This is a genomic window from Moritella sp. 28, from assembly GCF_018219435.1.
Taxonomy (GTDB): Bacteria; Pseudomonadota; Gammaproteobacteria; order Enterobacterales; family Moritellaceae; genus Moritella.
Map to the genome: position 1 here is coordinate 4,152,680 of NZ_CP056121.1, position 24,389 is coordinate 4,177,068.

At 42.0% G+C, this 24,389-nt stretch carries 21 protein-coding genes and 1 other RNA gene; 7 read left to right on the forward strand and 15 right to left on the reverse strand.

The features are described from left to right. Positions 1-108: 108 nt before the first annotated feature. The 5 genes from HWV02_RS18360 to HWV02_RS18380 all read right to left on the reverse strand — a co-directional run bounded on the left by HWV02_RS18360 (position 109) and on the right by HWV02_RS18380 (position 5,207). A complete protein-coding gene (locus HWV02_RS18360) occupies positions 109-1,326 on the reverse strand; it encodes an FAD-dependent 2-octaprenylphenol hydroxylase (protein WP_211677126.1) in 1,218 nt (405 codons plus the stop codon). 22 nt (positions 1,327-1,348) lie between these two features. After that, positions 1,349-2,554, reverse strand: coding sequence for a 2-octaprenyl-6-methoxyphenyl hydroxylase (gene ubiH, locus HWV02_RS18365; RefSeq protein ID WP_211689118.1), 1,206 nt, complete (start codon positions 2,552-2,554; stop codon positions 1,349-1,351). Positions 2,555-2,662: 108 nt separating this feature from the next. Then, positions 2,663-3,430 carry a tetratricopeptide repeat protein gene (locus HWV02_RS18370; protein WP_211677128.1) on the reverse strand — a complete coding sequence of 256 codons (768 nt, stop codon included), beginning with the start codon at positions 3,428-3,430 and terminating at the stop codon, positions 2,663-2,665. 163 nt (positions 3,431-3,593) lie between these two features. Next, positions 3,594-4,160, reverse strand: a complete 567-nt coding sequence (locus tag HWV02_RS18375) for a UPF0149 family protein (protein ID WP_211677129.1) — start codon at positions 4,158-4,160, stop codon at positions 3,594-3,596. Between the two features lie 144 nt (positions 4,161-4,304). Continuing rightward, positions 4,305-5,207 carry a LysR family transcriptional regulator gene (locus tag HWV02_RS18380; protein WP_211672849.1) on the reverse strand — a complete coding sequence of 301 codons (903 nt, stop codon included), beginning with the start codon at positions 5,205-5,207 and terminating at the stop codon, positions 4,305-4,307. Positions 5,208-5,367: 160 nt separating this feature from the next. Between HWV02_RS18380 and HWV02_RS18385 the strand changes: the two genes are divergently transcribed. The 6 genes from HWV02_RS18385 to serA all read left to right on the forward strand — a co-directional run bounded on the left by HWV02_RS18385 (position 5,368) and on the right by serA (position 10,131). Then, a complete protein-coding gene (locus tag HWV02_RS18385) occupies positions 5,368-6,300 on the forward strand; it encodes a DMT family transporter (protein WP_211689119.1) in 933 nt (310 codons plus the stop codon). Between the two features lie 335 nt (positions 6,301-6,635). After that, positions 6,636-6,968 (forward strand): cell division protein ZapA, encoded by a 333-nt coding sequence (gene zapA, locus HWV02_RS18390; RefSeq protein WP_211677134.1) that lies wholly within the window; start codon positions 6,636-6,638, stop codon positions 6,966-6,968. Between the two features lie 4 nt (positions 6,969-6,972). Next, a non-coding RNA gene (gene ssrS, locus HWV02_RS18395) (6S RNA) lies at positions 6,973-7,157 on the forward strand. 70 nt (positions 7,158-7,227) lie between these two features. After that, on the forward strand, positions 7,228-7,845 hold the full coding sequence (locus tag HWV02_RS18400; RefSeq protein ID WP_211677135.1) for a 5-formyltetrahydrofolate cyclo-ligase: 618 nt from the start codon (positions 7,228-7,230) through the stop codon (positions 7,843-7,845). A 99-nt stretch (positions 7,846-7,944) separates the two neighbouring features. Further along, the gene (rpiA, locus tag HWV02_RS18405) at positions 7,945-8,601 is read left to right on the forward strand and encodes a ribose-5-phosphate isomerase RpiA (RefSeq protein WP_211677137.1); all 657 of its coding nucleotides are present in this window, start codon (positions 7,945-7,947) and stop codon (positions 8,599-8,601) included. Between the two features lie 300 nt (positions 8,602-8,901). Then, positions 8,902-10,131, forward strand: coding sequence for a phosphoglycerate dehydrogenase (gene serA / locus HWV02_RS18410; protein ID WP_211689120.1), 1,230 nt, complete (start codon positions 8,902-8,904; stop codon positions 10,129-10,131). Between the two features lie 83 nt (positions 10,132-10,214). On the opposite strand, the gene HWV02_RS18415 is transcribed toward serA, so the two are convergent. Next, positions 10,215-11,123, reverse strand: coding sequence for a LysR family transcriptional regulator (locus HWV02_RS18415; protein ID WP_211689121.1), 909 nt, complete (start codon positions 11,121-11,123; stop codon positions 10,215-10,217). Between the two features lie 89 nt (positions 11,124-11,212). Between HWV02_RS18415 and HWV02_RS18420 the strand changes: the two genes are divergently transcribed. Next, on the forward strand, positions 11,213-12,340 hold the full coding sequence (locus tag HWV02_RS18420; protein ID WP_370629414.1) for an alkene reductase: 1,128 nt from the start codon (positions 11,213-11,215) through the stop codon (positions 12,338-12,340). Positions 12,341-12,384: 44 nt separating this feature from the next. On the opposite strand, the gene HWV02_RS18425 is transcribed toward HWV02_RS18420, so the two are convergent. From HWV02_RS18425 to HWV02_RS18465, 9 genes are all read right to left on the reverse strand, one after another. Further along, a complete protein-coding gene (locus HWV02_RS18425) occupies positions 12,385-12,891 on the reverse strand; it encodes a hypothetical protein (RefSeq protein ID WP_255550541.1) in 507 nt (168 codons plus the stop codon). Between the two features lie 85 nt (positions 12,892-12,976). Beyond that, a complete protein-coding gene (locus tag HWV02_RS18430; RefSeq protein ID WP_211689122.1) occupies positions 12,977-14,095 on the reverse strand; it encodes a cytochrome-c peroxidase in 1,119 nt (372 codons plus the stop codon). 148 nt (positions 14,096-14,243) lie between these two features. Then, the gene (fbaA, locus tag HWV02_RS18435) at positions 14,244-15,320 is read right to left on the reverse strand and encodes a class II fructose-bisphosphate aldolase (RefSeq protein WP_211677145.1); all 1,077 of its coding nucleotides are present in this window, start codon (positions 15,318-15,320) and stop codon (positions 14,244-14,246) included. 137 nt (positions 15,321-15,457) lie between these two features. Beyond that, on the reverse strand, positions 15,458-16,624 hold the full coding sequence (locus HWV02_RS18440) for a phosphoglycerate kinase (protein ID WP_211677146.1): 1,167 nt from the start codon (positions 16,622-16,624) through the stop codon (positions 15,458-15,460). A gap of 54 nt (positions 16,625-16,678) precedes the next feature. After that, the gene (gene epd / locus HWV02_RS18445; RefSeq protein WP_211677148.1) at positions 16,679-17,701 is read right to left on the reverse strand and encodes an erythrose-4-phosphate dehydrogenase; all 1,023 of its coding nucleotides are present in this window, start codon (positions 17,699-17,701) and stop codon (positions 16,679-16,681) included. Between the two features lie 180 nt (positions 17,702-17,881). Beyond that, entirely contained in the window at positions 17,882-18,748 is an 867-nt protein-coding gene (gene tesB, locus HWV02_RS18450) for an acyl-CoA thioesterase II (RefSeq protein WP_211677150.1), read from the reverse strand. Positions 18,749-19,116: 368 nt separating this feature from the next. Next, positions 19,117-21,288, reverse strand: a complete 2,172-nt coding sequence (locus HWV02_RS18455) for a TonB-dependent receptor (RefSeq protein ID WP_211689123.1) — start codon at positions 21,286-21,288, stop codon at positions 19,117-19,119. A gap of 171 nt (positions 21,289-21,459) precedes the next feature. Next, the gene (gene fhuB, locus HWV02_RS18460; RefSeq protein WP_211689124.1) at positions 21,460-23,472 is read right to left on the reverse strand and encodes a Fe(3+)-hydroxamate ABC transporter permease FhuB; all 2,013 of its coding nucleotides are present in this window, start codon (positions 23,470-23,472) and stop codon (positions 21,460-21,462) included. A 3-nt stretch (positions 23,473-23,475) separates the two neighbouring features. Continuing rightward, complete coding sequence (locus HWV02_RS18465; protein WP_211689125.1) at positions 23,476-24,366, reverse strand: iron-siderophore ABC transporter substrate-binding protein; 891 nt, start codon at positions 24,364-24,366, stop codon at positions 23,476-23,478. Positions 24,367-24,389: the final 23 nt, after the last annotated feature.

A 24,389-nucleotide genomic window follows, 5' to 3' on the forward strand; every position in this document is an offset into this window, starting at 1 on the left:
CATTACAATAACTAATGTAAATAGGGTGTTTACATTAGTTATGCTCATCGTTAACATTATGGTGCAAGGTTGATTAATTGCACTATTTAACGATTATGTGTGTTTGCCTTAGCCATTGCGGTCTAATTTAGCTAAATCAGGTAGCTCACCATCTAACCCCATGGCACGTTTAATGAAGCTTTGCTTTAGCCCAGGTAATGTATTAGATAAGGTTAGACCAATATCACGGAAAATACGTTTCGCCGGATGACCACCACTAAACAAACGCTTTAACCCTTCCATGCTCGAGATCATCACTGCCGCTTCGGCTTTACGCCAGCGTTCAAATTTACGCAAATGGGCATGGGTGCCAATATCTTTGTTCGCGCGATGATTTTCTAATACACATTGCGCCAAACTTGCCGCGTCTAACAAACCAAGGTTAACACCCTGCCCTGCTAATGGATGAATAGTATGCGCAGCGTCACCAATTAATGCGACTCGCTCGGCTGCAAAACTACGAGCATAACGCATTTTAAGTGGGAATGCCTGACGTTGTCCTTCAACTTTGCACAGCCCTAAACGGCCATCAAACGCCACGGTCAGTTGTTTGTTGAATTCGGTTTCGTCCATTGCCAACAATTCAGTGGCGCGCTCTGGCGGTAGTGACCAGACGATCGAACACAGATCCGGTTGCCATAACGGTAAAAACGCTAACGGCCCTTCTGGATTGAAGATCTGACGGGCGCAGGATTGATGCGGTTCAACAGTGCGAATATTAGCGACAATAGCATGGTGGTTATAATCCCATGCCGTCAGCGGAATATTCACTTGTGCACGCGTCCATGAGTTGGCGCCATCAGCCCCCACAATCAGCTTCGCATACACAGGATCTTGATCTTCTAAGGTTAACCAAGCTGCATCGTTAGCACGACTAAGTTTACGAATACGAGTACCCGTTAATAAGGTAATGTTGCTGGCTTTTTCAATTTGCTCTAGCAGTGCTAATTGGATCACTTTGTTTTCAACTAAATGACCTAATGTGTCTGTCATTAGTGCATCGCCGTCAAAGTTGATCTGGCCAAAACCGTTACGATCCCAAACTTGCATGGCGTTATACGCTTGATGGCGGCGACTTTCGATACCCGCCCATGCATCTAAATTTTGTAATATGTTTTGGCTTGCGCGGCTTAGCGCACTCACACGTAATTCAGGTGATTCACCTAATTCGCGATCAAGTTCATTACCTTCGATAACCACGATCTTAAGCGTGGTTTCCTTCAATGCAGCAGCAAAAGCAAGACCAACCATGCCACCGCCAACAACCGCAATATCATAAGATTGCATATAACTTCCTAATCCGAATCTTTTAAAATAACTTGAATGCGCCAAGTGCTTGACGTGCTAATGCGCGTTTATATTCAGGTTTGTAACCCATGGTATGTAGCGCTAAATTACGCCCTGCCACCAGCGGTGCATAATTGTTAGCAAAGAGCGTCGCTAATGAGGTTGTCATCCAAATAGTGGTTTGATGATCGCCTTGACGCTTGTGCCAGTAACCTTTCGTCACTGCTTGAGCACCGATGTCTTGGTCGCTTGCAAATGCTTGTTCAATTTGGTGATGCAATACTGCAACATCACGTAGTCCAAGGTTATAACCTTGACCCGCAATGGGGTGTAATGCATGCGCAGCGTTACCAATCACAACACTACGATGTTGGGTTGGCTCTAGTGCTTCTGTTAATAACAACGGGTATGAAAAACGTTGGCCGACTTTGGTGAGCTTCCCTAAACGATAGCCAAAACGCTGCTGTAAACGAGATAAGAATGCATCATCACTCAAGGCCATGATCGCATCTACTTCATCACTGCGCACTGACCAGACTAACGAACTGCGTTGCTCTGTCATCGGTAGCAGTGCCAACGGTCCCGTGTCAGTAAAACGCTCGAAAGCTTTACCTTCATGGGGTTGGCTCAAACTCACATTGGCAATGATCGCGGTTTGTTCAAAGTCGGTCACTTCGATGGGTACATTGGTTAACTGGCGTACCATTGAATTGTTACCATCGGCACCGACCAATAGTTTACAGCGTATTTTCTGGCCGTCATCGAGAATAAGATCAGTATGACTCACTTGACGATCCAGGCTGACTAACTGATTGGGGCAGTACCAATTGATGTTCTTAATCTCGGCAAGATCTTGTTGGAATATATGCCCTGCGGTTTGCAGTTCGATCACTTGCCCTAATGCAGGCAAATTGTATTCACTGTGATCGAGACGGGTGATCCCCCAGTGGCCACGATCAGACACATGAATATGCTTAATGGCCGTTGCGGTCGGTGCTATCTTATTCCACAAGTTGAATTGGGTTAAGATCTTTTGTGAACCGTAAGATAATGCAATCACACGCGCATCAAAACCAGGATGATTGCTGGTAGTTGGTGGATTAGCATCAATTAAGGCTATCGATAATTGACGGCCATCTTCGCGTTTTATTTGGCTTACAGCGTGTGCAAGTGTCGCACCGACCATACCGGCACCAACAATTGCAATATCATATTCAACCACTGACATTTTGATCCTAACAAGTTATTGAAATTAAAAAACGATGACACTATACAAAAGCCAACAGCACAAACAATTCGAATGATAAGACTTAACGCTTTATGACAGCATTAGCAGCTATCCTTCGAATCTGGTTTCGATTGGTAAATAAGCTAAAAAGCCTTGTTGTAAGTGATCAAACAACGCTTTACCCACCAGTATTTCGGTTGAGTTTAACGCTTGTGTCATCTCAGGTTCTGCGGCGATCGCTTCTTCAACACCGGCTTTAGCCGCTAATAATGTCCACGCATACGCCTTTAATTTATCGGGTTCAACACCTTCACCGCGATAATACATGACCGCAATGTTCTGCCATGCTTGGGTATAACCTTGTTCAGCTGCTTTGTTGTACCAATCAAATGCAGCGATATGATCTTTAAAACAACCCGAGCCCTGATCCAGCATACTGGCCAAATTATACTGCGCCTGTACCAAGCCTAGTTTTGCTGCTTGCTCAAAATAACTGAACGCCAGCACGGCATTCGGCTTACCCAGCTGTCCTTGTAATTGCAGCAATGCTAAATTAAACAACGACTCTGGGTGCTGACAATCGGCAGCACGTTGATAACAGCTTATCGCTTGGCGCAAATAAGTTTGCTGACCATCACCTTGCTCATACTGTAATGCTAATAAATACAAGGCCATCACCACACCTTCATCGGCTTGTGCACGACAAAATTCAAACGCTTGTTGTGGGTCCGTATAGGCATGGTAAGTTTGACTGAACTGGGTATTACGTTGCACATGCTGTTCGCGGGTAAACGCTGCTTCAGGCAACACTATAGGTGTTACAGCGGCACTCGGCTTACTGCCTAACTTGGCTGTTAATTTGTTTATTAAAGACATAAAACATTCCTTGTCCTATCTATCTAGCTACAATGACAAACAGTACCTAACCTCGCCATAATCTTTGTTATAACAAGTATCCTTTTAGATACGCTTGCGATAAATCATCTTTTGAACAGATAACGGGATAATTCATACCGTTATCTGTTCACGTATAGCAATATTAATGTAGCACAGGTGCTGCGTTAGTATCGCCGTCACTTAATTCGTTAAAGCAATAAGTTGCGCCCATACGCACGTATTCTACGATCTCGTAAAATGCTTCTTCTGCTTCGTTGCTATCATCTCCGCCATCTACGTCCAGTTGCGCAATACTCGCAAAGTCAGTAATCAATTCTTTCACTTCATCGCTGGCTTTCGTTGATGCTGAATGCACCATGCCAAAACCACCAAGGAAACCTTGCAGCCATTCAGCTAATGCTTCCATGCGTGTTTCTAATGGTTGATCCATATCTGGGATCAACAATTCAAAACCTAACGTCATGTCTTCTAATGCTGCTGCGCTAGCCTTATAAACCTCAGTTAATACTGACTCCACTGAATCAGGGATACCAAGGCCTTCGTTAATTAACTCATCAAACGGTGCTAACCAGGCTTTGTTGTCTAGCTTGATGCCACCACATAACAAACCACAGATCACACCGTGCACATCGGCAGGGTTCACTAATAAATCACTTTGTTGTAGCTGCGCGTTTACGTCAGCAAAAAGAGGAAGTTTAACTTTATCCATGCGAGGACCTTACCAATAGATTAATGTATTTAGAATAATGAGGGCTATATTAACCCAGATCAAGACCATAGCCAAACGAATGCCTCTCTCGCATTGCCCAGTCCTTAACCACTTTTAAGCGACTGTCACTGCGTTAGCGTCGTTCTACTGTTCTTGATCATAGCATTGCAGTTCGAGCCAGCGGCCTAGTTTCAAAATATCAGTTTGCTTGGCGCGCGATTTTTTATACACAAAATAGAAATTATCCCCGGTTAAGATCTCGTGCATGGGGAGCCGCACAAGATTATGCTGCCGGTCTTGATCATTCATTAAGTAATGATTAAGTAAGGTAATCCCTTGATCATAACGTGCCGCTTCAGCCGCCATTAACATATGACTAAAATAGTTCATTTTCGCCTCTGCCGGCAGCGTAAAACCACCTAACTCACACCAACGCTGCCAGTCTTCACCCAGTTCATCATCGGGATATACCGATTGCACCGACAACAAGGGATGTTGCCACAAGGCATCAGGTAAAGGTTGATCTTGGATCTGTTGCCAAAGTTTTTTTCCGCACACCGGATATAAACGCTCTGCATATAAAAACTGACTGACAAAATTACGCTTCGGTGGGTTCACGGTAATAAAACAATCCGCCACTTGATCGCTGCAATCAGGTTCATCTGCCACCATGTTTAATGACAGTTCAATCTCGGGATATTGCTGACGTAAGTTATCTAACCGTGGGATCAACCACTTTACCGCTAACGAGCTGTATAAGGCTAACCGGATCTTGCCCGATTTACCTTCTCGGAGCTGTTGACTGGCAGTAGAGATATTCGCTAATGATTGACTAATTTCTTCGTAATAGCGCTCGCCCATATCAGTCAGTGACAAGGTTCGTCCTTTACGATTAAACATCGATTCCCCCAGATATTCTTCTAACTGACGTACCTGATGACTGACCGCACTTTGAGTAATATTAAGCTGTTCGGCCGCTTTGGAAAAACTGTTAAAACGAGCAACCGCTTCAAAACATTGCAACGCACGTAACGGGGGAAGTTTCATTATTAGCTCAGCTCATACTAAAAATATATTTATCATTATACTTCATCACAGCTTTTGGAATATGCTAGCCACATCACATTTTTATCTTTCAACTAACCAGCCTTGTTTGCTGTTTATGTTGCTACTTATGCTTTTTATATTTTTATAGTTGGAATTCACCATGCCTAAAATGTCTGTCGGTTTAGCAATGATCTTGCTCATTATTGGTAACATTGTTGCCGTTTTTTCTGATGCCTTAATTAAGACATTATCGGACGATACGGCCGTGTATCAATTTGTGTTTTTCCGACAACTGACAGCCGTGCTGCTGCTTATCCCATTTTGTTTAAAAAGCAGCAGAGAGAGTTTGATTGATGGACTAAAATGGCATGCGGTACGTGGTCATATTTGGTTGCTTGGCGCAATATTCATGGTTTATGCCATCAGTGCCATGCCATTGGCCACCGCAAATGCGATCTTTTATGCCGCGCCACTCATCATGTTGCCAATGGCGATGTTATGGTTTCAAGAAAAACTGACCATGCATTCTATTACAGCGGCTATATTAGGCTTTATTGGGGTATTAATTGTGATCCGCCCAACCGAAATTGATTGGGCTGCAACAGCGGCAATCGTGGTGGCATTTACCCTCGCTGCGAATAATTTATTGATCCGAAAATTACCAAAACACCAAACTGTGTTCCAAACGCTACTATTAACCAATTTAGTCGGTATGCCTGCATCATTAGGCTTGGCAGTATGGGAAGGCCAACCGTGGGATTTCGCCCCATTATTAACAGCGGCAGGTTCTACCTCGTTTATCCTTATCTATGCGGGATTTTGTGTGGTGGCCTATCGTTCTGGTGACGCCAGCAAAATTGCCAGTGCCGAATACAGTGGTTTAATCGGAGCCGTAGTAGTGGGTCTTATCTGGTTCGATGAAATTCCAGATATCGGTATGGTGATTGGTACCGCCTTTATTATTCTGCCTTTATTGTGGCTAGCAAAAGTCGAAGCGAAAAATAAACGTTTAGCTGCGCAAGGAAAAGCTGAACAAGAATTAAACACCCCATTGCCTAAACCGATTTTAGCGACAAATACAACTGGCGCGTAACAGATCGACCACTATACTTAGGTGTTATTTACGACCGCTACACAATGCTGTGATAGCGGTCAAATTACCGCGTAAATTAGAGTAAAATAGTTAATTTTTTTATCTACTTTTGACCTGTAAATCCCCGTATTTTATAGCGATTAATCCAAACCAATACATAAAACCAAGACTAAGCTGTTGGATTTATGGGCAACTTGATTAATCTCGATCCGGAACTTAAAATTTCAATCCCATAACCTCTTGCAATGCTTACTATTGCGAGATATAGTCAGTTCAGACGTATCAGCCAAGGCGCTTGATATAGACCTTGTAGCCAGATAACTTAGAGTATTGCCATGAGCACAACTGCGGTTGACATTTCAATATTGGGTCGCCATTTTAAAGTCGGTAGTCCGAGTGAAGAAGTTGATGAACTTCATAAAACAGCGGCAATACTGAATACTAAGTTAGATGAAATACAAGCGAAGACGAATATCAAAAATTTAGAGCATTTAGCTGTAATGGCGGCATTAAATTTTTGTCATGAACTTCGCCAAGAACGTCAAAAAACAAAAGAATATACAAATACCGTAGATGATCGCATTCAACTGTTACAAGAAACCATTGAACGCGCTTTAGTTGATAATAAAGTCAATAATAAAATTGACGAAACACCATCTGCAGTATAACCAAATAACCCTGGGGTGATTGGTATGCGGGTTATGTCCCTGAGCCGATAATCACACTTTACAGGCTTTCATTCCTGTTGCCATTGTGCAAGCTCAGCTCGTACTGAGAAGCCTGACGTAGCAGCTTGAATAGCCAACCTGAACCTTCTGGTTCAGGACTAAACCTTGTAGCCGCACCCTGGGGCCCTCTTCTTGTGTTAACAGCAATCTATTACCGAAAGTATCCATTACCGATTTTAACCAGTATGGAATCTTGTTTATGTCTGATTTAACGTCACCGATTGCCACTACCCGAACTGAAATAAGACAACAAATACGCCAGCGCCGTCAGCAGCTTTCAACGCAGCAACAGCAACAAGCTGGTATTGATCTACTCAGCCAATTTCGTCAGCACCCACATATTCAACACGCTCAGCATATTGCCATCTATTTACACAACGATGGTGAACTCGATACCCAGGCCGTGATTAACTGGTGTTGGCAACAAGGCAAACAAGTATACATCCCGATTTTACATCCATTTAGCCACAAACAATTACTGTTTACTCGGCTAACGGCTAATACCCAATTAATCAAAAATAAATACGGCATTCACGAACCCCAGCTGGATGTTAGCCAAGTGATCCCTTATCTCGATTTAGATCTGGTGTGCAGTCCGTTAGTGGCTTTTGATCTCGCTGGTAACCGTTTGGGTATGGGCGGGGGTTATTACGATCGCACTTTTTCCCAACATCAGTTTGTACGTCAAGGCCAGCAACCTCCCTACGTATTGGGTTTAGCACACGATTGCCAACAACACGACAACTTACCTATTGCCCCTTGGGATATGCCAATTAAAGAAATCATTACACCATCAAGAACATTGGCATTTTCTTAACCATACGTCATTGGCATATTAGAGGAATTTAAGTATATAATCAGAGCCGTAATACAAGCCGAACACAGTATCAAGCCACTCAATAATAATGGATATAACATGACTCAAGATGAATTAAAGAAAGCAGCAGGCTGGGCAGCATTAGAATATGTTGAAAAGGATAGCATCATTGGTGTAGGTACCGGTTCAACCGTTAATCATTTTATTGATGCACTAGGTACGATTCGCGAAGACATTAGAGGTGCCGTTTCAAGCTCTATTGCATCAACTAAGCGCTTAGAAGCTCTGGGTATTGAAGTATTCGATTTAAACTCTGTAGCGCTACTTGATATTTATGTTGATGGGGCCGACGAAATTGATGGCAACAACAACATGATCAAAGGCGGTGGCGCAGCGCTAACACGTGAAAAGATCGTGGCTGCAGTAGCAAAAAAATTCGTGTGCATTATTGATGATACCAAAAATGTCGATGTGCTCGGCGATTTCCCCCTCCCTGTTGAGGTGATCCCAATGGCACGCTCTTACGTGGGACGTGAATTAGTGAAACTTGGCGGTGATCCCGTTTACCGTGAAGGTGTTGTGACTGATAACGGCAATATTATTCTGGATGTGTATAACATGCAGATCACGGATCCAAAAGCACTAGAACTGGCGATCAATGGTTTAGTGGGCGTAGTAACAAATGGTCTATTCGCGGCTCGCGGCGCAGATGTTGTGCTAATTGGCACGCAAGATGGCGTTAAAGTAACTAAATAATAATATGAAACTGGTGTTATCGAACAACACCAGTTTATCCCACCCCTTGCACACAACAACTCATATTATATTAAGTATAACAATTGGTTATATTAAACTTTATTTTAAAAATAAATATTTTCATAGTCCCAAAAGTAATTTCCTAAGCAAATCAAACAGCCATAAATCATAAATTAACTATTTTCTTTGATTTTCGTCACAAACATTCACTAATGAAATAAAACCTGTTACTTTAACAATTAGTTCGATTTACAAAACAAAATTAGTGCGATTTGCGAAATATGTGATAAAGGAATTTACATGACCAACCTCTCTCTTCAGAAAGATAAGATCAAGATATTGCTTCTTGAAGGACTACATCAAAGTGCAGTCGATACGTTCACCAATGCTGGTTACACGAATATCGAATCGATTAAGACAGCATTAAGTGAAGAAGAACTGTGTGAAAAAATTAAAGATGTCCATTTTGTTGGTATTCGCTCCCGTACACACTTAAATGAAAACGTCATTGCTGCTGCAGAAAAGTTAGTTGGTATTGGTTGTTTTTGTATTGGCACAAATCAGGTTGATCTTGCTGCGGCTCAAAAATCGGCGATCCCTGTTTTTAACGCCCCATTCTCGAACACCCGTAGTGTGGCAGAATTAGTCCTTGGCGAGATCCTGTTATTATTACGCGGTATCCCAGAGAAGAATGCCAAAGCACACCGTGGCGAATGGCAGAAATCAGCATCGGGCTCTTACGAAGCACGTGGCAAGCAATTGGGTATTATTGGTTATGGCCATATTGGTATTCAATTAAGTATTTTGGCCGAAAACTTAGGTCTACGTGTGAAGTATTATGACGTAGAAACCAAGCTTTCGCTGGGTAATGCCGAGCAGATAATGAGCATGGAAGACTTATTAGCGACGTCTGACATTATCTCGTTACACGTACCAGAAACACCACAAACGAAATTGATGATGGGCGAAGCTGAATTTGCACAAATGAAAGATGGTGCAATCTTCATTAATGCTTCACGCGGTACTGTGGTTGATATTGATGCGCTTGCATCAGCATTAGCAAGCAAGAAAATTGCTGGCGCAGCGATCGATGTATTCCCTACCGAACCAGCATCAAATAACGATGAATTTATCTCACCGTTACGTGAATTTGATAATGTGATCCTAACACCACACGTGGGCGGTAGTACGCAGGAAGCACAAGAAAATATCGGTTATGAAGTGGCTGGTAAACTGACTAAATATTCGGATAATGGTTCAACACTGTCTGCTGTTAACTTCCCTGAAGTATCATTGCCGACACATAGTGGTTCAAGCCGTTTGATGCACATTCACCATAACCAACCGGGTATCTTAAACCAGATCACTCAAGCGTTTGCTGAAGAAGGTGTGAATATTTCTGGTCAATACCTACAAACTGCAGGCGATATTGGTTATGTGGTTATTGATGTTGAAAGTGAACATGCTGAACGTGGTTTAACAAAACTTAAATCAATTAGCGGTACTATCCGTTCGCGTTTATTACGCTAGATAGACCCCGCTTAACCCTCCCCTTATAAAAGGGATGGGATTAAAAAAGCCTGTCAGTTTACGCTGACAGGCTTTTTTTGGGGTTATTTTTGGGAATGTTTTTGTGAATATAACTCACCCAGTAAGCCAGTGATCCATTGATGAGTCTGAGTTTGGCTTGAACGTTGATGCCATGCAGCCACCACCTCGAAACTTGGTAATGGCTCGGGTAATGCAATCTCAACTAATTTGTCATTGGGTAACATACGTGAAGGTAAAAATGCCAACACCCCCATCGCCTCAATACAATCAGGGGCTGCCGAAAAACTGGGTAGTGACATAATAATATTACGCTGAAAACCCTTTGCCGCGAACCATTCGTCTGCAGATCCCTTTAAACTTGCCCGTGAAGGTGAAATAACCAATTGTGGCGCTGCTGCAATCTCTTTTAAACTCAGTCCCTGATATTCACTCGCCACAGCCTTAGCGGCAACACAAACATGACGCTCTTCATACAGTAGCATCGAAGGACAAGTGATCGGAATAAACGCTGGAAATGTTAACGCTAAATCAATCTCGCCATTGGCCATTAACTGCGTTAAATTATCCGATTCAAAGCGGCGAATAATTATTTTTAAATGCGGGGCATGCTGTCTAATTTGCACTAATAAAGAAGGTAAAATAACGCGCATTGCATAATCTGAGGCACTGATTTTATATACCCCATTTAATCGTTGTGGGTCGAACTCAGCTAATTCAGTTAACTCCCCAATGGCCATTAATATTTGTTGAATTTTGGGGGCTAACTCTTGTGCTTTTGGGGTTGGTACCACGCCATGACTACCACGAATAAAGAGTCGATCTTGGAATATATCACGCAGTTTTTTCAGTTGCTCACTGACCGCTTGCTGAGTAATGCCAAGCTTAGCGGCAGCTTTCGTTAAGCTATGTAACTGTAATAATGCAGCAAGCACCCGTAATTGTTTTATTTCCAGCTTACTGATATCAGCCATATTTGTTTCTCATACACACTTCACTTGATTTTCATTGTACCTAAGCAGCGATATAGTTCAACTCATCAGCCACTCACGAGATAAGGAACATGATGAAAAATGACGTATTATTCACGCCGACCAAATTAGGCTCACACGTTTTAAAAAACCGTATTGTAATGCCACCATTAACACGTTCGCGCAGTACACAGCCGGACAATATCCCGAATGAATTAATGGCTAAGTACTACACTCAGCGCGCTTCCGCTGGATTTATGGTAACCGAAGGCACTCAGATTGAACCTCGTGGTCAGGGCTACGCATGGACACCGGGTATCTACTCTGATGCACAAATTGAAGGTTGGAAAAAAGTAACCAAATCAGTGCATGATGCAGGCGGTATTATTTTTGCTCAGCTGTGGCACGTCGGCCGTGTTTCACATACCAGTTTACAACCTGGTGGCGCAGCACCCATCGCACCATCAGCCATTCTAGCGGATACCGTGAAAGTGTTTATTGAGACGGCGCCAGGTGAAGGTGCATTGGCAGACCCAAGTATGCCACGTGAGCTATCAACCGCAGAAGTAAAAGAACTTGTCACCCTGTATGCGCAAGCTGCGAACAATGCCATGAAAGCGGGCTTTGATGGGGTTGAATTACATTGTGCTAACGGGTATTTAGTGAATCAATTTATCTCTGAACACAGTAATAAACGGTCCGACGAGTACGGGGGGAGTTTAGAAAACCGTTTACGCTTCTTAAAAGAAATCACTCAGGCAGTAGCCGATGAAGTTGGGAAAGAAAATGTCGGTGTTCGATTCGCACCACTGTTTGCAACCACTGACGATGTACGCGTTTATCTGGGGTTAGTTGAAGAAAATCCACATGAGACTTATATCGAAGCAGTTAAAACAATCGAAAATATCGGTATTGGTTACCTGTCATTAGCAGAAGCCGATTGGGATAATGCACCTGATTTACCTGACGCTTTCTATAAAGACGTACGTGATACCTTCTCAGGCACTATCATGTATGCGGGTAAATACTCGGTCGAAAAAGCAAAGCATATTCTTAATCTTGGTTACGGTGATATCTTTGGTTTTGGCCGTCCATTTATTGCCAATCCAGATTTGCCTGCTCGCATTAAGCATGATTGGACATTCAATGACGTGGATCCGACAACGATGTACGGGGGGACAGAAGTGGGTTACGCGGATTACAGTGAATATTCAGCTTAATCACACCTAAAAAAACCTGCTAAATCAGCAGGTTTTTTTATTCATTAATCTTTAGTCGTTTCTTTCACTATCGTTAGCTCGACCCAACTATTTGGTTCAGCATTCAGCTCCATCACATAGCTTCCCCATTCGTGTGTATTAACATGACTAATTTGCTTTTTTTGTTCCGAACAAGCTAGGTTTGATAAATACAAGTCCGTCATATCGGCACCTTTTATTTCAACCGTCATATTTTCACTATAAAATAAAACCAGTTTTTCATTCCATTCAGTAATTGCTAGCTGTAAATATCCAACCCCATTCTCATTCATTTTGAATCTATAACCGCTATCAATATTAACATTGATTTCATGCTGTGCCGCTAGCTCTTTGGTTGCAGGTAACAACAACGCTTGCTGTAATGCTTGCCCACACGCCTTTGTATAATCTAACTTAAAGTTAGCATTCCTGCGTTTATTCACAGACTCTTGACTATCACTATCTGTGGCGGCAAAAGCAGACGCATTCAATAATAATAAAATGGAAGCCAATACAACGTGATTTGATTTCATAATCTAATAACCCTTAATAATTTTTACATTGTTTAATTATTTTTACATTGCTCAATAATATGTTTGAGTGTGTACTTTTAATACCTTAATCGCGATAGACAAAGGGCGGTATGCAATTAGCTATATCTTCCCTACCCTTTAACGTCACTAATGCGCAAAACGGTGATGCATGTTCACTTAACTCATTTTGGGCGGGTACTGTTAAAGCATTTAAAAAGCTCAATAGCTGTGATTTTTCAGCGTTGGTTAAACTAAACCCTTTAATCAAAGGGTCTTTTTGTGCATTGTGGCGCCCGTCACCTTTATTCGGCCCTGATACAGTCAATCGCCCACCGCGTGCATAACTCTCAATGACTGCAGTTAATGTGGCAAAGCTGCCATCGTGACCCCAGGGACCTGTCTTTGTTACATTAACCAGTGATGGTATTCTAAATTTACCATTATCGTGATGACTGCCAGTCTCATTTTCTAATCCTTGCGCTTCAGCAGGATAATAATATTTATCGCCAGACTGGATACCATAAAGCCCTGTATTAGCAAAATTACTCTGATTAACAGCAGTCCTATTATTCAATAGCTGACCGCCATGACAAGCACGACAATTTAGCCTTTCGCTATTAAAAAGTGTTAACCCTTTCTGCTGTGCAACCGTTAATAACTTAGTGTTACCAGTCTGAAGATATTGGTGATAAGGGGTGTCTGTAGAGCGGATCGTTTTTACATATTCAGCCAAAGCAAATAACACTTTATCAAGGGTTACTTCAGTACTGCCAAAAGCATTCTCAAATAATATCGAGTATGTGTCAGAGGCTGACTTTAACCGTGTGATTAATAGCGCTGGCTCCATACCCATCTCTTCTGGATGCTTAGAAAGCAAAGGACGCTTAATCGTTTCAACTAAACTGGTTAACTTAGTAGTGCCTTGCATATAAGTAGAATAATCAGCAACATTAAGTAAAGAAGGCGTGTTTAATGTCGCTAACTTTCCATAAATATCAGGCGTCTTACTAAAAGTATTGCTCCAACCATGGTAAGGAGAATGACAGAGTGCACAACTTCGATTTCCCAATTTTGATAACCGGACATCATTAAATAAGTAACGTCCTAACGCTACTTTAGAGCGAGGTTCTGCGACTGCACTTCCTAGGCTAAAAGCACAAAAAACAATTAACCATCTCAATAATCTAGATTTGAAGATATACATTTAGTTTTCTTTTAACCTGTCATATTAATGTATTGATTTTACTTACAACATTCTAGCATCAACTTTCTATAATTAAAAAAAATGCCGCAGACCTAAAGTCTGCGGCATTTTATTTAGCCGACTAGATTATTCGTATATTAACGAGTAATTATAGTACGTCTACGCTGTTTAGATCTTTATGTGCTTGTTCTAGACGAGCAACTAGACTTGTTTGACCAGCGCGTAACCATACACGTGGGTCATAATGTTTCTTGTTTGGAGCATCTGTGCCAGTTGGGTTACCAATTTGACCTTGAAGGAATTCTTTTTTGCCTTCGTAGTAGTTCTTGATACCGTCCCAAGTTGCCCACTGTGTATCAGTATCGATGTTCATTTTGATAACACCGTAACCGATTGACTCTTGGATTTCAGATTCACTTGAACCAGAACCACCGTGGAATACGAAGTTTAGAGAATTAGCTGGAAGGCCGAATTTCTCTGAACAGTATGCTTGTGAATCACGTAGGATAGTTGGCGTAAGTACAACGTTACCTGGCTTGTATACACCGTGTACGTTACCGAAAGATGCAGCAATAGTGAAACGAGGGCTGATTGCCGTTAGTTTTTCATAAGCGTATGCAACGTCTTCAGGTGAAGTATAAAGCTCAGAAGCGTCCATATCAGAATTATCTACGCCATCTTCTTCACCACCAGTACAACCTAGTTCGATTTCGATAGTCATGTCCATTTTAGACATACGTGCTAGGTATTCACCACATGTAGCGATGTTTTCTTCTAGTGATTCTTCAGAAAGATCTAGCATGTGCGAGCTAAATAGTGGCTTACCAGTTTGTGCGAAGAACTCTTCACCCGCGTCTAATAGTCCGTCGATCCAAGGTAATAATTTTTTCGCTGCGTGATCGGTATGGATAATAACTGGAACACCATAAGATTCAGCCATTACGTGTACGTATTTAGCACCGGCGATTGCGCCCATGATAGATGCGCCGTGACCTTCAAGACCAATACCTTTACCAGCGAAGAATGCAGCGCCACCGTGTGAGAACTGGATGATCACAGGAGATTTAGATTTTGCAGCAGCTTCTAATGTACCGTTGATTGAATCAGTGTTTACCATGTTTACAGCAGGTAGCGCGAAGTTGTTTTCTTTAGCAATCGCAAAGATTTTTTGCACGTCATCGCCTGTTACAACACCTGGTTTTACAACATCAAAGATCTTAGACATAATATTAGCCTTATTGTTTACATATTTAAGTACTGAATTATTCAGCACAAATTTAAAAATATTTTTGCCGCTACAGTTAATCTATAGTAATAGCCGAAGCAGCAAACAACGATTCGTTATTAGCGATTAACAGCTAATTACGCGTTTTTCGCACGTTCTTCTAACATAGCCACTGCTGGTAGTACTTTACCTTCGACAAACTCAAGGAACGCGCCGCCACCAGTAGAGATATAAGAGATACCATCAGCTAGGTCGAATTGATCGATAGCTGCCAGTGTGTCACCGCCACCAGCGATAGAGAATGCGTTGCTTTCTGCAATCGCACGACCGATAATTTCAGTACCTTTTGCGAAGTTAGCAAATTCAAATACGCCAACTGGGCCATTCCAGATAATTGTTTTCGCCGATTTGATCATCTCAGCAAGTTGATTTGCAGAATCAGGTCCTAGATCGAAGATCATATCGTCATCACCGACTTCTGATGCTTGTTTCAATGTTGCTTCAGCCGTTTCAGAGAACTCGCTAGCAACTAATACGTCAGTTGCTACTGGAATCTCACATTTCGCCATTAATGATTTTGCTGTATCAATTAGGTCATGCTCACACAGTGATTTACCTACGTTGTGACCTTGCGCTGCGATGAATGTATTCGCAATACCGCCACCAACAACAAGCTGATCAGCAATTGTTGATAGTGAATCAAGTACAGTTAATTTAGTTGATACTTTAGAACCACCAACAATAGCGAGGAATGGACGTGCTGGCTTGTCCATTGCTTTACCGAGTGCTTCAAGTTCTGCAGAAAGTAGCGGACCAGAACAAGCGATTGGTGCAAACATGCCAACACCGTGTGTTGAAGCTTGTGCACGGTGAGCAGTACCAAATGCGTCCATTACGAATACGTCACATAGATTTGCGTATGCTTTTGATAATGCGTCTTCGTTTTTCTTTTCACCTTTGTTAAAGCGAACGTTTTCTAATACAACTAATTCACCTGCGTTTAGTTCTAAACCGTCTAGGTAATCACGTGCTAGTACAACGTTATTTTCTAATGCTTCTTTAAGGTAGTTTACAACAGGCTCTAATGAGAACTCTTGAGAGAATTCACCTTCCGTTGGACGACCAAGGTGTGATGTAACCATCACTTTTGCGCCTGCTGCTAGTGCGAGTTTGATTGTTGGTAGTGATGCACGGATACGCGCGTCAGATGTTACTTTGCCATTTTTAACTGGTACGTTTAAATCTGCACGAATTAATACACGTTGACCTTCAAGATCAAGATCTGTCATTTTAATAATATTCATCGTTCAATCCTTAAAGCTATCAATTTTATAAAATTTATTTCAATTCGATTTATTTCACGTCATTTTCGCTAATGTAGCGATGTAATGAGTCGTATCAAGTAGACGGTTAGCAAAGCCCCATTCGTTATCACACCAAGCTAATAATTTCACCAAATGTCCATCGCTGACCCGTGTTTGGGTGCCATCAATAATGCTAGAACGTGGGTCATGGTTAAAGTCTATCGATACCAGCGGAGCCTCGGTATAACCCAAGATCCCTTTTAGTTCAGTTTCTGCGGCAGCGTGTAAGCAATTGTTAATATCTTCAATTGTGACTTCTTTGCTCACTGTAATACTTAAGTCCATTGCAGTTACGTTTAAGGTAGGAACCCGAACGGCAATAGCTTCAAATTTATTCGCGAACTTAGGTAAGATACGTTCAATCCCTGCTGCTAATTTTGTATCAACCGGAATAATAGAATGACTTGCAGCACGGGTGCGGCGCAAATCCGTATGATAAGAATCGATTACAGGTTGATCATTCATTGCTGAGTGAATAGTGGTGATCGTGCCGCATTTAATATCAAATGCACTATCAAGTGCATTGATCACTGGCACCATACAGTTGGTGGTACAAGACGCACCAGAAATAAATGTCTCATCACCCGTTAGCTGTTCATGGTTAACGCCAAACACAACCGTGGCATCAACATCCGAACTCGCAGGATGGGAAAAAATAACTTTTTTAGCGCCCGCAGCAATATGTGCTTCGGCATCCGCTTTAGTGCCATATATACCCGTACAATCAAGTACGATATCAATGTCATGTTCCTGCCAAGGTAAGTCAACCAGTTCTTGGTGACGCACTAAATGAATACAATCATTTTCAATTTGTAATAGGTTATCGCCCAGTTGTACTGAGAATGGAAAACGGCCATGCGTTGAGTCATATTGAGTTAAATGTACTATCGCTTCAGGAGCCGCTAGTTCGTTAATCACAACGATCTTAATTTCGTCCTGACGGTTACTTTCATACAACGCTCGGACAACACTACGTCCAATTCGACCATAACCATTAATGGCAACTCTAACAGACATAATAGGGGGGAATACCTAGTAACAAAAAACGATCTTCATTGTAGATTAAAATGAGACAGAAGCGAATATGCAGGAGTAGGAAATGTTTATAAATTTCAGAAAAGCATGATCCCGGCCACAAATTTTCGTAATAAAACAACATTTCGGCGTTTTCATCCGAAATGTTGTACTATTTCGTAATTAAGCGATCTCTCGGTTACGAATTAACCCTTCTTGCATTGTGGTTGCGACCATTTTTCCATCTCGGGTAAAGAAACGCCCACGAACCAATCCGCGAGAACCAGACGCACTTGAACTATCTATTACATACAATAGCCAGTCATCTAGGCGGAAATCACGGTGGAACCACATTGAATGATCTATGGTCACCACTTGCATATTGGGACTCATAAAACCCTTACCATGTGGCTGTAATGCCGTCGGTAATAAACAAAAATCGGATGCATAAGCGAGCAGGTATTTATGAATACGCGCATCGTCTGGCATTTGCCCATTGGCTTTAAACCAAACATAACGCAGTGGTGCAGATTTTTCTTCGCTTAATGGGTCAATATAATGCACAGGGCGCATTTCTATCGGTCTTTCACAGACAAATTTGGCACAAATATCATCTGGTAATTCATCACGCAGTGATAGTACATGGTCCTGCTCTGAAACAAGTTCTTCTGGGGGCGGTACATCCGGCATTTCATCTTGATGATCGTAACCTTCAACTTCAGTCTGAAATGATGCCGTCATATAAAAAATAGCGTGCCCATTTTGAATTGCACGTACTCGACGCGTGGTAATTGAACCGCCATCACGAATATTCTCAACTTCATAAACAATCGGTTTTGTAACTTTACCTGCACGTAAAAAATACGAATGGAAAGAATGCACCTTACGATCTGCAGGTACAGTTTCTTTCGCTGCCGATAATGCTTGTCCCATTACCTGACCACCAAATACTGCACCAAATCCTAAATCTTGGCTTTGACCACGGTAAATCCCTTCCTCGATGGTTTCTAACGTTAACTGTCCAAGCAGATCTTTTAATACCTTACCCATAAATACCTTTTAAAAATTCAGATTATTATTTTAATACAAAAGAGCAAAGCTACCGCTGTTATGTAAGATATTCAAGCGCTAATTACAGTAATTGTAGGACGAGGGTTACATACTTTATGATTAAGTCAGAACTTCAGCCTAACCACTCTGACCTCACACCTTAAACTTAATACCTCGCTCAACCCTAAAATCGGGACAAAAAAATACCTTGTTCCGATGCCATTAACACGACATCAAACAAGGTATGCTCACAAATGTGAGAATGCGTGATTTAAGATTAGACTACACCATCAAAAATGCACCTAATACCACAAAGTCATTCTCGATTAAGTGTCTTATTACATAACCCCACTCAAAAAAGTGAAAGATTAATATTTAACTTGATAATTAAGCGTATAAGTACGGCCTCTTCCTTTATAATCATAGGCTGCGGCATCATAGTGTTTAGCATATAATATCTGCGCTCGTTGTCCCCACGCCGTTGTATAATCTTTGTTTAGCAAGTTTTGGATACCAAAACCAAGGCTACCGACAGGCAATTCATAACGACCAACCAAATCAAGCACAGTATAACCAACTAATTCGTTTTCTTCCGCATCTTTATAGTCAAACATTGTTTGGCTTTGGACTTTTAACGAAAGTGCTGAATCATACCAGCCAACCCATGAACTGGCTTTTGACGTACTTGCCTGCCCAGCGCTAAAGTCATCCCACTTATCAGCAGACTTAACTTCTGAAACCACATAGTGGCCAGATGCACCCACTTGTACATTATCCATAACCCAATAAGAAACTAACGCCTCTGCACCATAGACTCGTTTTTTATCGCTTACACTGTCAATTAACAACGTCTTTTTATTGTATTCAACTGACTTATTCGATTGCGATAAATAAGCAGCGGTTTGGAAGCTTAATGCGTCTTTTTGTATTCTATAGCCAAGTTCATAACTATTGGTTTTAATGCCTGACATTTTAGAGTTTGCAACATTAATACTGTTTTTAAGTCCATAGTGGCCATTCGCATCTGCGGCACTATAGCTACCTTTACCATAATATTTTGCAGGGTCCGCAAGATCAAAACCTTGAGAGAAGTTAACCCATATTTGTGAGTCTGATGTTAATTTGTAAACAGATCCTAAATTAAATAACCCGATTGAATAATTTGTCTTCCCACCAGGAACCGCATCTGCTGATGACCCCTTTCCTTGCGCAATTTTCTTTTGAATCTTGTAATCAACAAAATCATCGATTTTATTGCTCATATATTGATAACGATAACCACCTTCAATTGACCAATCATCGGTAATATTGACATTTGCCTGAATGAAAGCAGCTGTAGAGCCGACTGTAACCCCAGGATAACGGCCTATTTCAGCATAGGTTTCATTAATTAAATTACCAGAAGCATTCGCAACCTTTGGATCGAATAACGCTTGATTACTATCAAATTGATCTAAATAAGCGTCTACACCGTAAACTAAATCCACCTTGCCGAAAGACTTGGCCAACGCTGTTTTTAACGAGAATACATCTGTTGTTTGCTGTGATGCACCTTGGTAATACGGCGTATACGTTTGATCTTCTTTACGGTAAGACCCTTCCACCATAAGTTGATGACCAAAAAATTCAGAATCACTGTATGCCGAACTTAACATGATACGCTCTGTACCGTGCTGGCGGTCTGATTCGAATCCTTTTCTAACATCAACAAAATCACGCCCAACAATATACAAACCGTATGGCGAATCTTGCTGACTATCATAATATTGCGCTAATAATTTTAGGTTTTTCGAATCAGATACCGCTACATTTACCGTTGTCTGCAAGTCGATTGTTTTATTATATTGCAATGACCCCTGTGAAATATCGGGGGTAATCATCTTACCGTCCGAGCCATAAAACCCTTGTGTTTCTGTATAAACAGCCGCAACACGAGCAGATACCGTATCATTACCACCAGAAACAGATTGCGCCACTTTATAATCGAGATCATCACCCTTATTAAATCCTGATGAACTACTCACGTAGCTTTCAAATTGAAGCGCTCCCCCTTCAGATTTCTTGGTAATAATATTAATTACACCACCGGTTGCGCCAGCACCATAAATCGAAGTAGAACCAGAAAGTACCTCTATTCGTTCAATATTAAACGGGTCTATCGCGTCTAGCTGACGGCTAATAGGGCGTGAAGATTGTAATGACACACCATCAATCATCACGAGCATGGCCCGACCACGTAAATTTTGCCCATAGTTAGTTCTTCCACCACTACTCACATCCAAAGATGGGACCGTTGCAGCCAAGATTTCACCCAGCGTTTTACCACCTCGATATTCTTGCTCAATTTGTTCTGAATCAACAAACCAAACCGTGCCTGGAATTTCACTTATCGCTTTTTCTGTTCGACTCGCGACCACTACAGTGGTTTCTTCCTCTGGTGTGATCCCTTCAGCTTGGGCAGTGACCGATACAAACGAGATCGCAGAGGCGACGGCGGCAGCAACTAATGTTAGTGGATAATTCCCTTTTTTAACTTTCATTTATGTTCTCTTTTTTATGTTTACACTTAACCGAATAACGAAAACTAAGACAAATGATTCGTATTCACACCTTGATATTAAATAACGATTTATTACTTAATATTTACTACTTAAAAATTCATTTCGCTGCGACTAATTCGCCGACTTAAGACTCAGAAATCCAACCAATCACTATTTCCTCATCAGATACAAAAAGTACGCACCACCAATCAACGAAGCCAATAATCCTGCCGGGAATTGCCACGGGAACCAGAAGGTTCGTCCAACCCAATCAGCGAGGATCATCAAGCATCCGCCTAATAGACTGGCCGTTAACAATTGATGAGATGCCCGATACTGATGAAGCGATCGCGCCATGTGTGGGGCTAACAAGCCAATAAAACTCAGAGGCCCAATAATAATGGTGCACAAGGTTGTCAACGCGGCCACCAGAAGCAATAAGAGCAAACGCACTTTGCGGCAATCCAATCCAATACTGGTCGCGGTAATTTCCCCAAGACCAACCAGGTCTAAGCGCCGATGATTCAAAAAAGCAATGCCGGAAAACAAGGCCACACCCGCACCTAATAGATACACATCACTCATGCTGACCAAATACGTCGAGCCTGACAGCCAAGTTAACAATGCTGTCACGTTATCTTGCCCTGATGACATTGCAATGCGTAAGAAAGCATCGAGTCCTGCGCTCAGCGCGATCCCCGTTAATAACATTTGCGCTGGCGCAAAATTATGTTTTCGCCCCATCAACCAAATAACCCCAGTGACAGTAAACGCCCCGAAGGTGCCAAGTAACATTTGCTCATACCTTTCAACCGTCACACCAAACAATGCGCCAAGCACTAACGCTAACGCCGCGCCAGAGCTAATCCCTAATATTTCAGGGCTTGCCATTGGATTCGTCGAGACCCGTTGAATGACTGTTCCCGCAATAGCCAAACCAATGCCCGCGAAAAGAGAAACAAGTACTCTTGGCAATCGAAGTTCCATGACTGAAGTGTTAAATGACATCATCCAGCCCGTTTGGTTTTTACCGACAACTAAAGCCACCACAAAGCAGACAATCACGAGGATACCAAGCGGAAATAATATCTTTTGGATATTCCTGTGCTGATATGTTATTTGACTCGTCTCTCTCGACTTAAGATCCGATTGCAATAACTTTCGATTTAATAACCAAAGTAAAAAAGGGGCGCCCAATAATGCCGTCATTGCACCGGTCGGCAGTAACGCCCCTCCAGCACCAGAGAATGGCTGTACAATCAGGTCTGCCAGTAACAGCATCAAACTGCCAGTCACACCGCTAACAAGGATCTGAGCGGTGAGTTTTCTCGCCCCGCACAGTCGTGCTACGGCCGGGGCGACAATGCCAATAAAGCCAATTAAACCAACTTCACTGACCACTGCCGCAGTAATAAATATCGCTAGCGTCAATGAAATTACTTTAATTTGCTTAATGTTAATACCAATAGAAGAAGCAACAGTGTCTCCTAATTGTAATACTGACAAGGGCCTAGAAAGTAACAATAAAGCAATAATGGGTAGCGTAATAAGCTGTAATACCGTCATAACACTCGACCAATCATTTTGGTTTAATGTCCCCGCCCCCCACACAAATACACCTGCTAATTTTTGTTCATTCAATAGCAATAACATGGTGTTGAGTGAACCAAAAAATAAACTGATCACCATACCAGCCAAAACCATATGCACAGGAGAAAACCCACGCTTGGCCGATAATAAAAATACCAATAACGTTGCTAGCCCCCCGCCTAAGAAAGCCGGAATAAAACCATTAATACTACTATTAACGGGCAAAAATAAGATGCCTAGCACTAACCCTAATTCGGCACCAGCAGCAACACCTAGGGTCGTCGGAGAAGCGATTGGATTACGTAGTACAAACTGCATCACACAGCCTGCGACCGCTAATGCAAAACCGCATAATATCGCTATCGCTAAACGGGGTAGATAAGTAAGGTGGGTAATAAGATGCTGATAATTGCTCGCGTCATAATGAAACACCGTTTGCCACAATAAACTCAACCCTTGCGAATAAGGCGCGGTCCATTGCAGTAAACTCAGCAATATCGCAGCAATGAGTGAGCAAAGAAAAAAACGCCACCACATGCCTTGCTGTTTTGAGGCATTAAATTTTAAAGTGCTAAATAGAGGAAATGTATTCATCGATTACTTAATTAGTTGCTGAGTAATATGGTCGCTAAATCGTTGCGCAGAAACAAGTCCACCAAACGTCCAAATAGCAGGAAGCTCAAACACTGAATCTGTGCGGGTAAATGCCATCGCTTGCCATAATGCAGATTGAGTTAACTGCTTTCTTTCTGCCACTTTTAATGGGCCAAAAATCAACACGTTTGCTTGCTGGTGCTCTGCTAGTTTTTCGATGCCTGCAGTCGTAAACCCCCACAAATTGCTTTGCTCATGCCAAGCGTTAACAAGTCCCATGTCTTCAATAGTTGCCTGCGCTAAGGAGCCAGCACCGTGAATCCGAACCGTTTTGTCATTAATAAACCGAATAAACATCAACGGGTTCTTGTTAGCTTCCATACGCCTAATTTTATCGCCATTCGCCTTTAATCGTTGCTGTGTTTCTGTAATGACTTGTTTGGCTTGTTTTTCTTTATCCAGTAATAGGCCGAGTTGTGTCGTGATTTGTGTTGCTGAAATAAGCGGTGTTTTGTCATTGTTGTAGACGCTATACACTAAGGTCGGGGCTATCTCACTGAGTTGTTTATAGGCTGCAACCATGTGCTGACTAATCAGTATCACATCAGGTTGTAATTCTGTCAGTAACTCTAAGTTAGGCTCTCTTCGTGAGCCCACATCGATCACTGAATCACTGAGCTCAGGCTCCGTCACCCAAGTCTGGTAGCCTTTAACATCCGCGACACCCAGTGGCATCACATCGAGACTTAATACCGTTTCGGCAAGCGCCCAATCTAACGCCACTACTTTTTTTGGCGTTTGTTCAAGGTGAGTAATACCAAGTTCATGTTTAATTTCTACAGCCTGAACCGAAAAAATACATAAGGTAATAATGAAACCAATAATTTTATTCAAGGGAGTCTTCCTAGCTGTTCGTC

Excerpts from the sequence above, each read along its gene's own strand:
- HWV02_RS18360 (WP_211677126.1), bottom strand. The coding sequence starts at position 1,326 with ATGCAATCTTATGATATTGCGGTTGTTGGCGGTGGCATGGTTGGTCTT.
- ubiH (WP_211689118.1), bottom strand. The coding sequence starts at position 2,554 with ATGTCAGTGGTTGAATATGATATTGCAATTGTTGGTGCCGGTATGGTC.
- HWV02_RS18370 (WP_211677128.1), bottom strand. The coding sequence starts at position 3,430 with ATGTCTTTAATAAACAAATTAACAGCCAAGTTAGGCAGTAAGCCGAGT.
- HWV02_RS18375 (WP_211677129.1), bottom strand. The coding sequence starts at position 4,160 with ATGGATAAAGTTAAACTTCCTCTTTTTGCTGACGTAAACGCGCAGCTA.
- HWV02_RS18380 (WP_211672849.1), bottom strand. The coding sequence starts at position 5,207 with ATGAAACTTCCCCCGTTACGTGCGTTGCAATGTTTTGAAGCGGTTGCT.
- HWV02_RS18385 (WP_211689119.1), top strand. The coding sequence starts at position 5,368 with ATGCCTAAAATGTCTGTCGGTTTAGCAATGATCTTGCTCATTATTGGT.
- zapA (WP_211677134.1), top strand. The coding sequence starts at position 6,636 with ATGAGCACAACTGCGGTTGACATTTCAATATTGGGTCGCCATTTTAAA.
- HWV02_RS18400 (WP_211677135.1), top strand. The coding sequence starts at position 7,228 with ATGTCTGATTTAACGTCACCGATTGCCACTACCCGAACTGAAATAAGA.
- rpiA (WP_211677137.1), top strand. The coding sequence starts at position 7,945 with ATGACTCAAGATGAATTAAAGAAAGCAGCAGGCTGGGCAGCATTAGAA.
- serA (WP_211689120.1), top strand. The coding sequence starts at position 8,902 with ATGACCAACCTCTCTCTTCAGAAAGATAAGATCAAGATATTGCTTCTT.
- HWV02_RS18415 (WP_211689121.1), bottom strand. The coding sequence starts at position 11,123 with ATGGCTGATATCAGTAAGCTGGAAATAAAACAATTACGGGTGCTTGCT.
- HWV02_RS18420 (WP_370629414.1), top strand. The coding sequence starts at position 11,213 with ATGATGAAAAATGACGTATTATTCACGCCGACCAAATTAGGCTCACAC.
- HWV02_RS18425 (WP_255550541.1), bottom strand. The coding sequence starts at position 12,891 with ATGAAATCAAATCACGTTGTATTGGCTTCCATTTTATTATTATTGAAT.
- HWV02_RS18430 (WP_211689122.1), bottom strand. The coding sequence starts at position 14,095 with ATGTATATCTTCAAATCTAGATTATTGAGATGGTTAATTGTTTTTTGT.
- fbaA (WP_211677145.1), bottom strand. The coding sequence starts at position 15,320 with ATGTCTAAGATCTTTGATGTTGTAAAACCAGGTGTTGTAACAGGCGAT.
- HWV02_RS18440 (WP_211677146.1), bottom strand. The coding sequence starts at position 16,624 with ATGAATATTATTAAAATGACAGATCTTGATCTTGAAGGTCAACGTGTA.
- epd (WP_211677148.1), bottom strand. The coding sequence starts at position 17,701 with ATGTCTGTTAGAGTTGCCATTAATGGTTATGGTCGAATTGGACGTAGT.
- tesB (WP_211677150.1), bottom strand. The coding sequence starts at position 18,748 with ATGGGTAAGGTATTAAAAGATCTGCTTGGACAGTTAACGTTAGAAACC.
- HWV02_RS18455 (WP_211689123.1), bottom strand. The coding sequence starts at position 21,288 with ATGAAAGTTAAAAAAGGGAATTATCCACTAACATTAGTTGCTGCCGCC.
- fhuB (WP_211689124.1), bottom strand. The coding sequence starts at position 23,472 with ATGAATACATTTCCTCTATTTAGCACTTTAAAATTTAATGCCTCAAAA.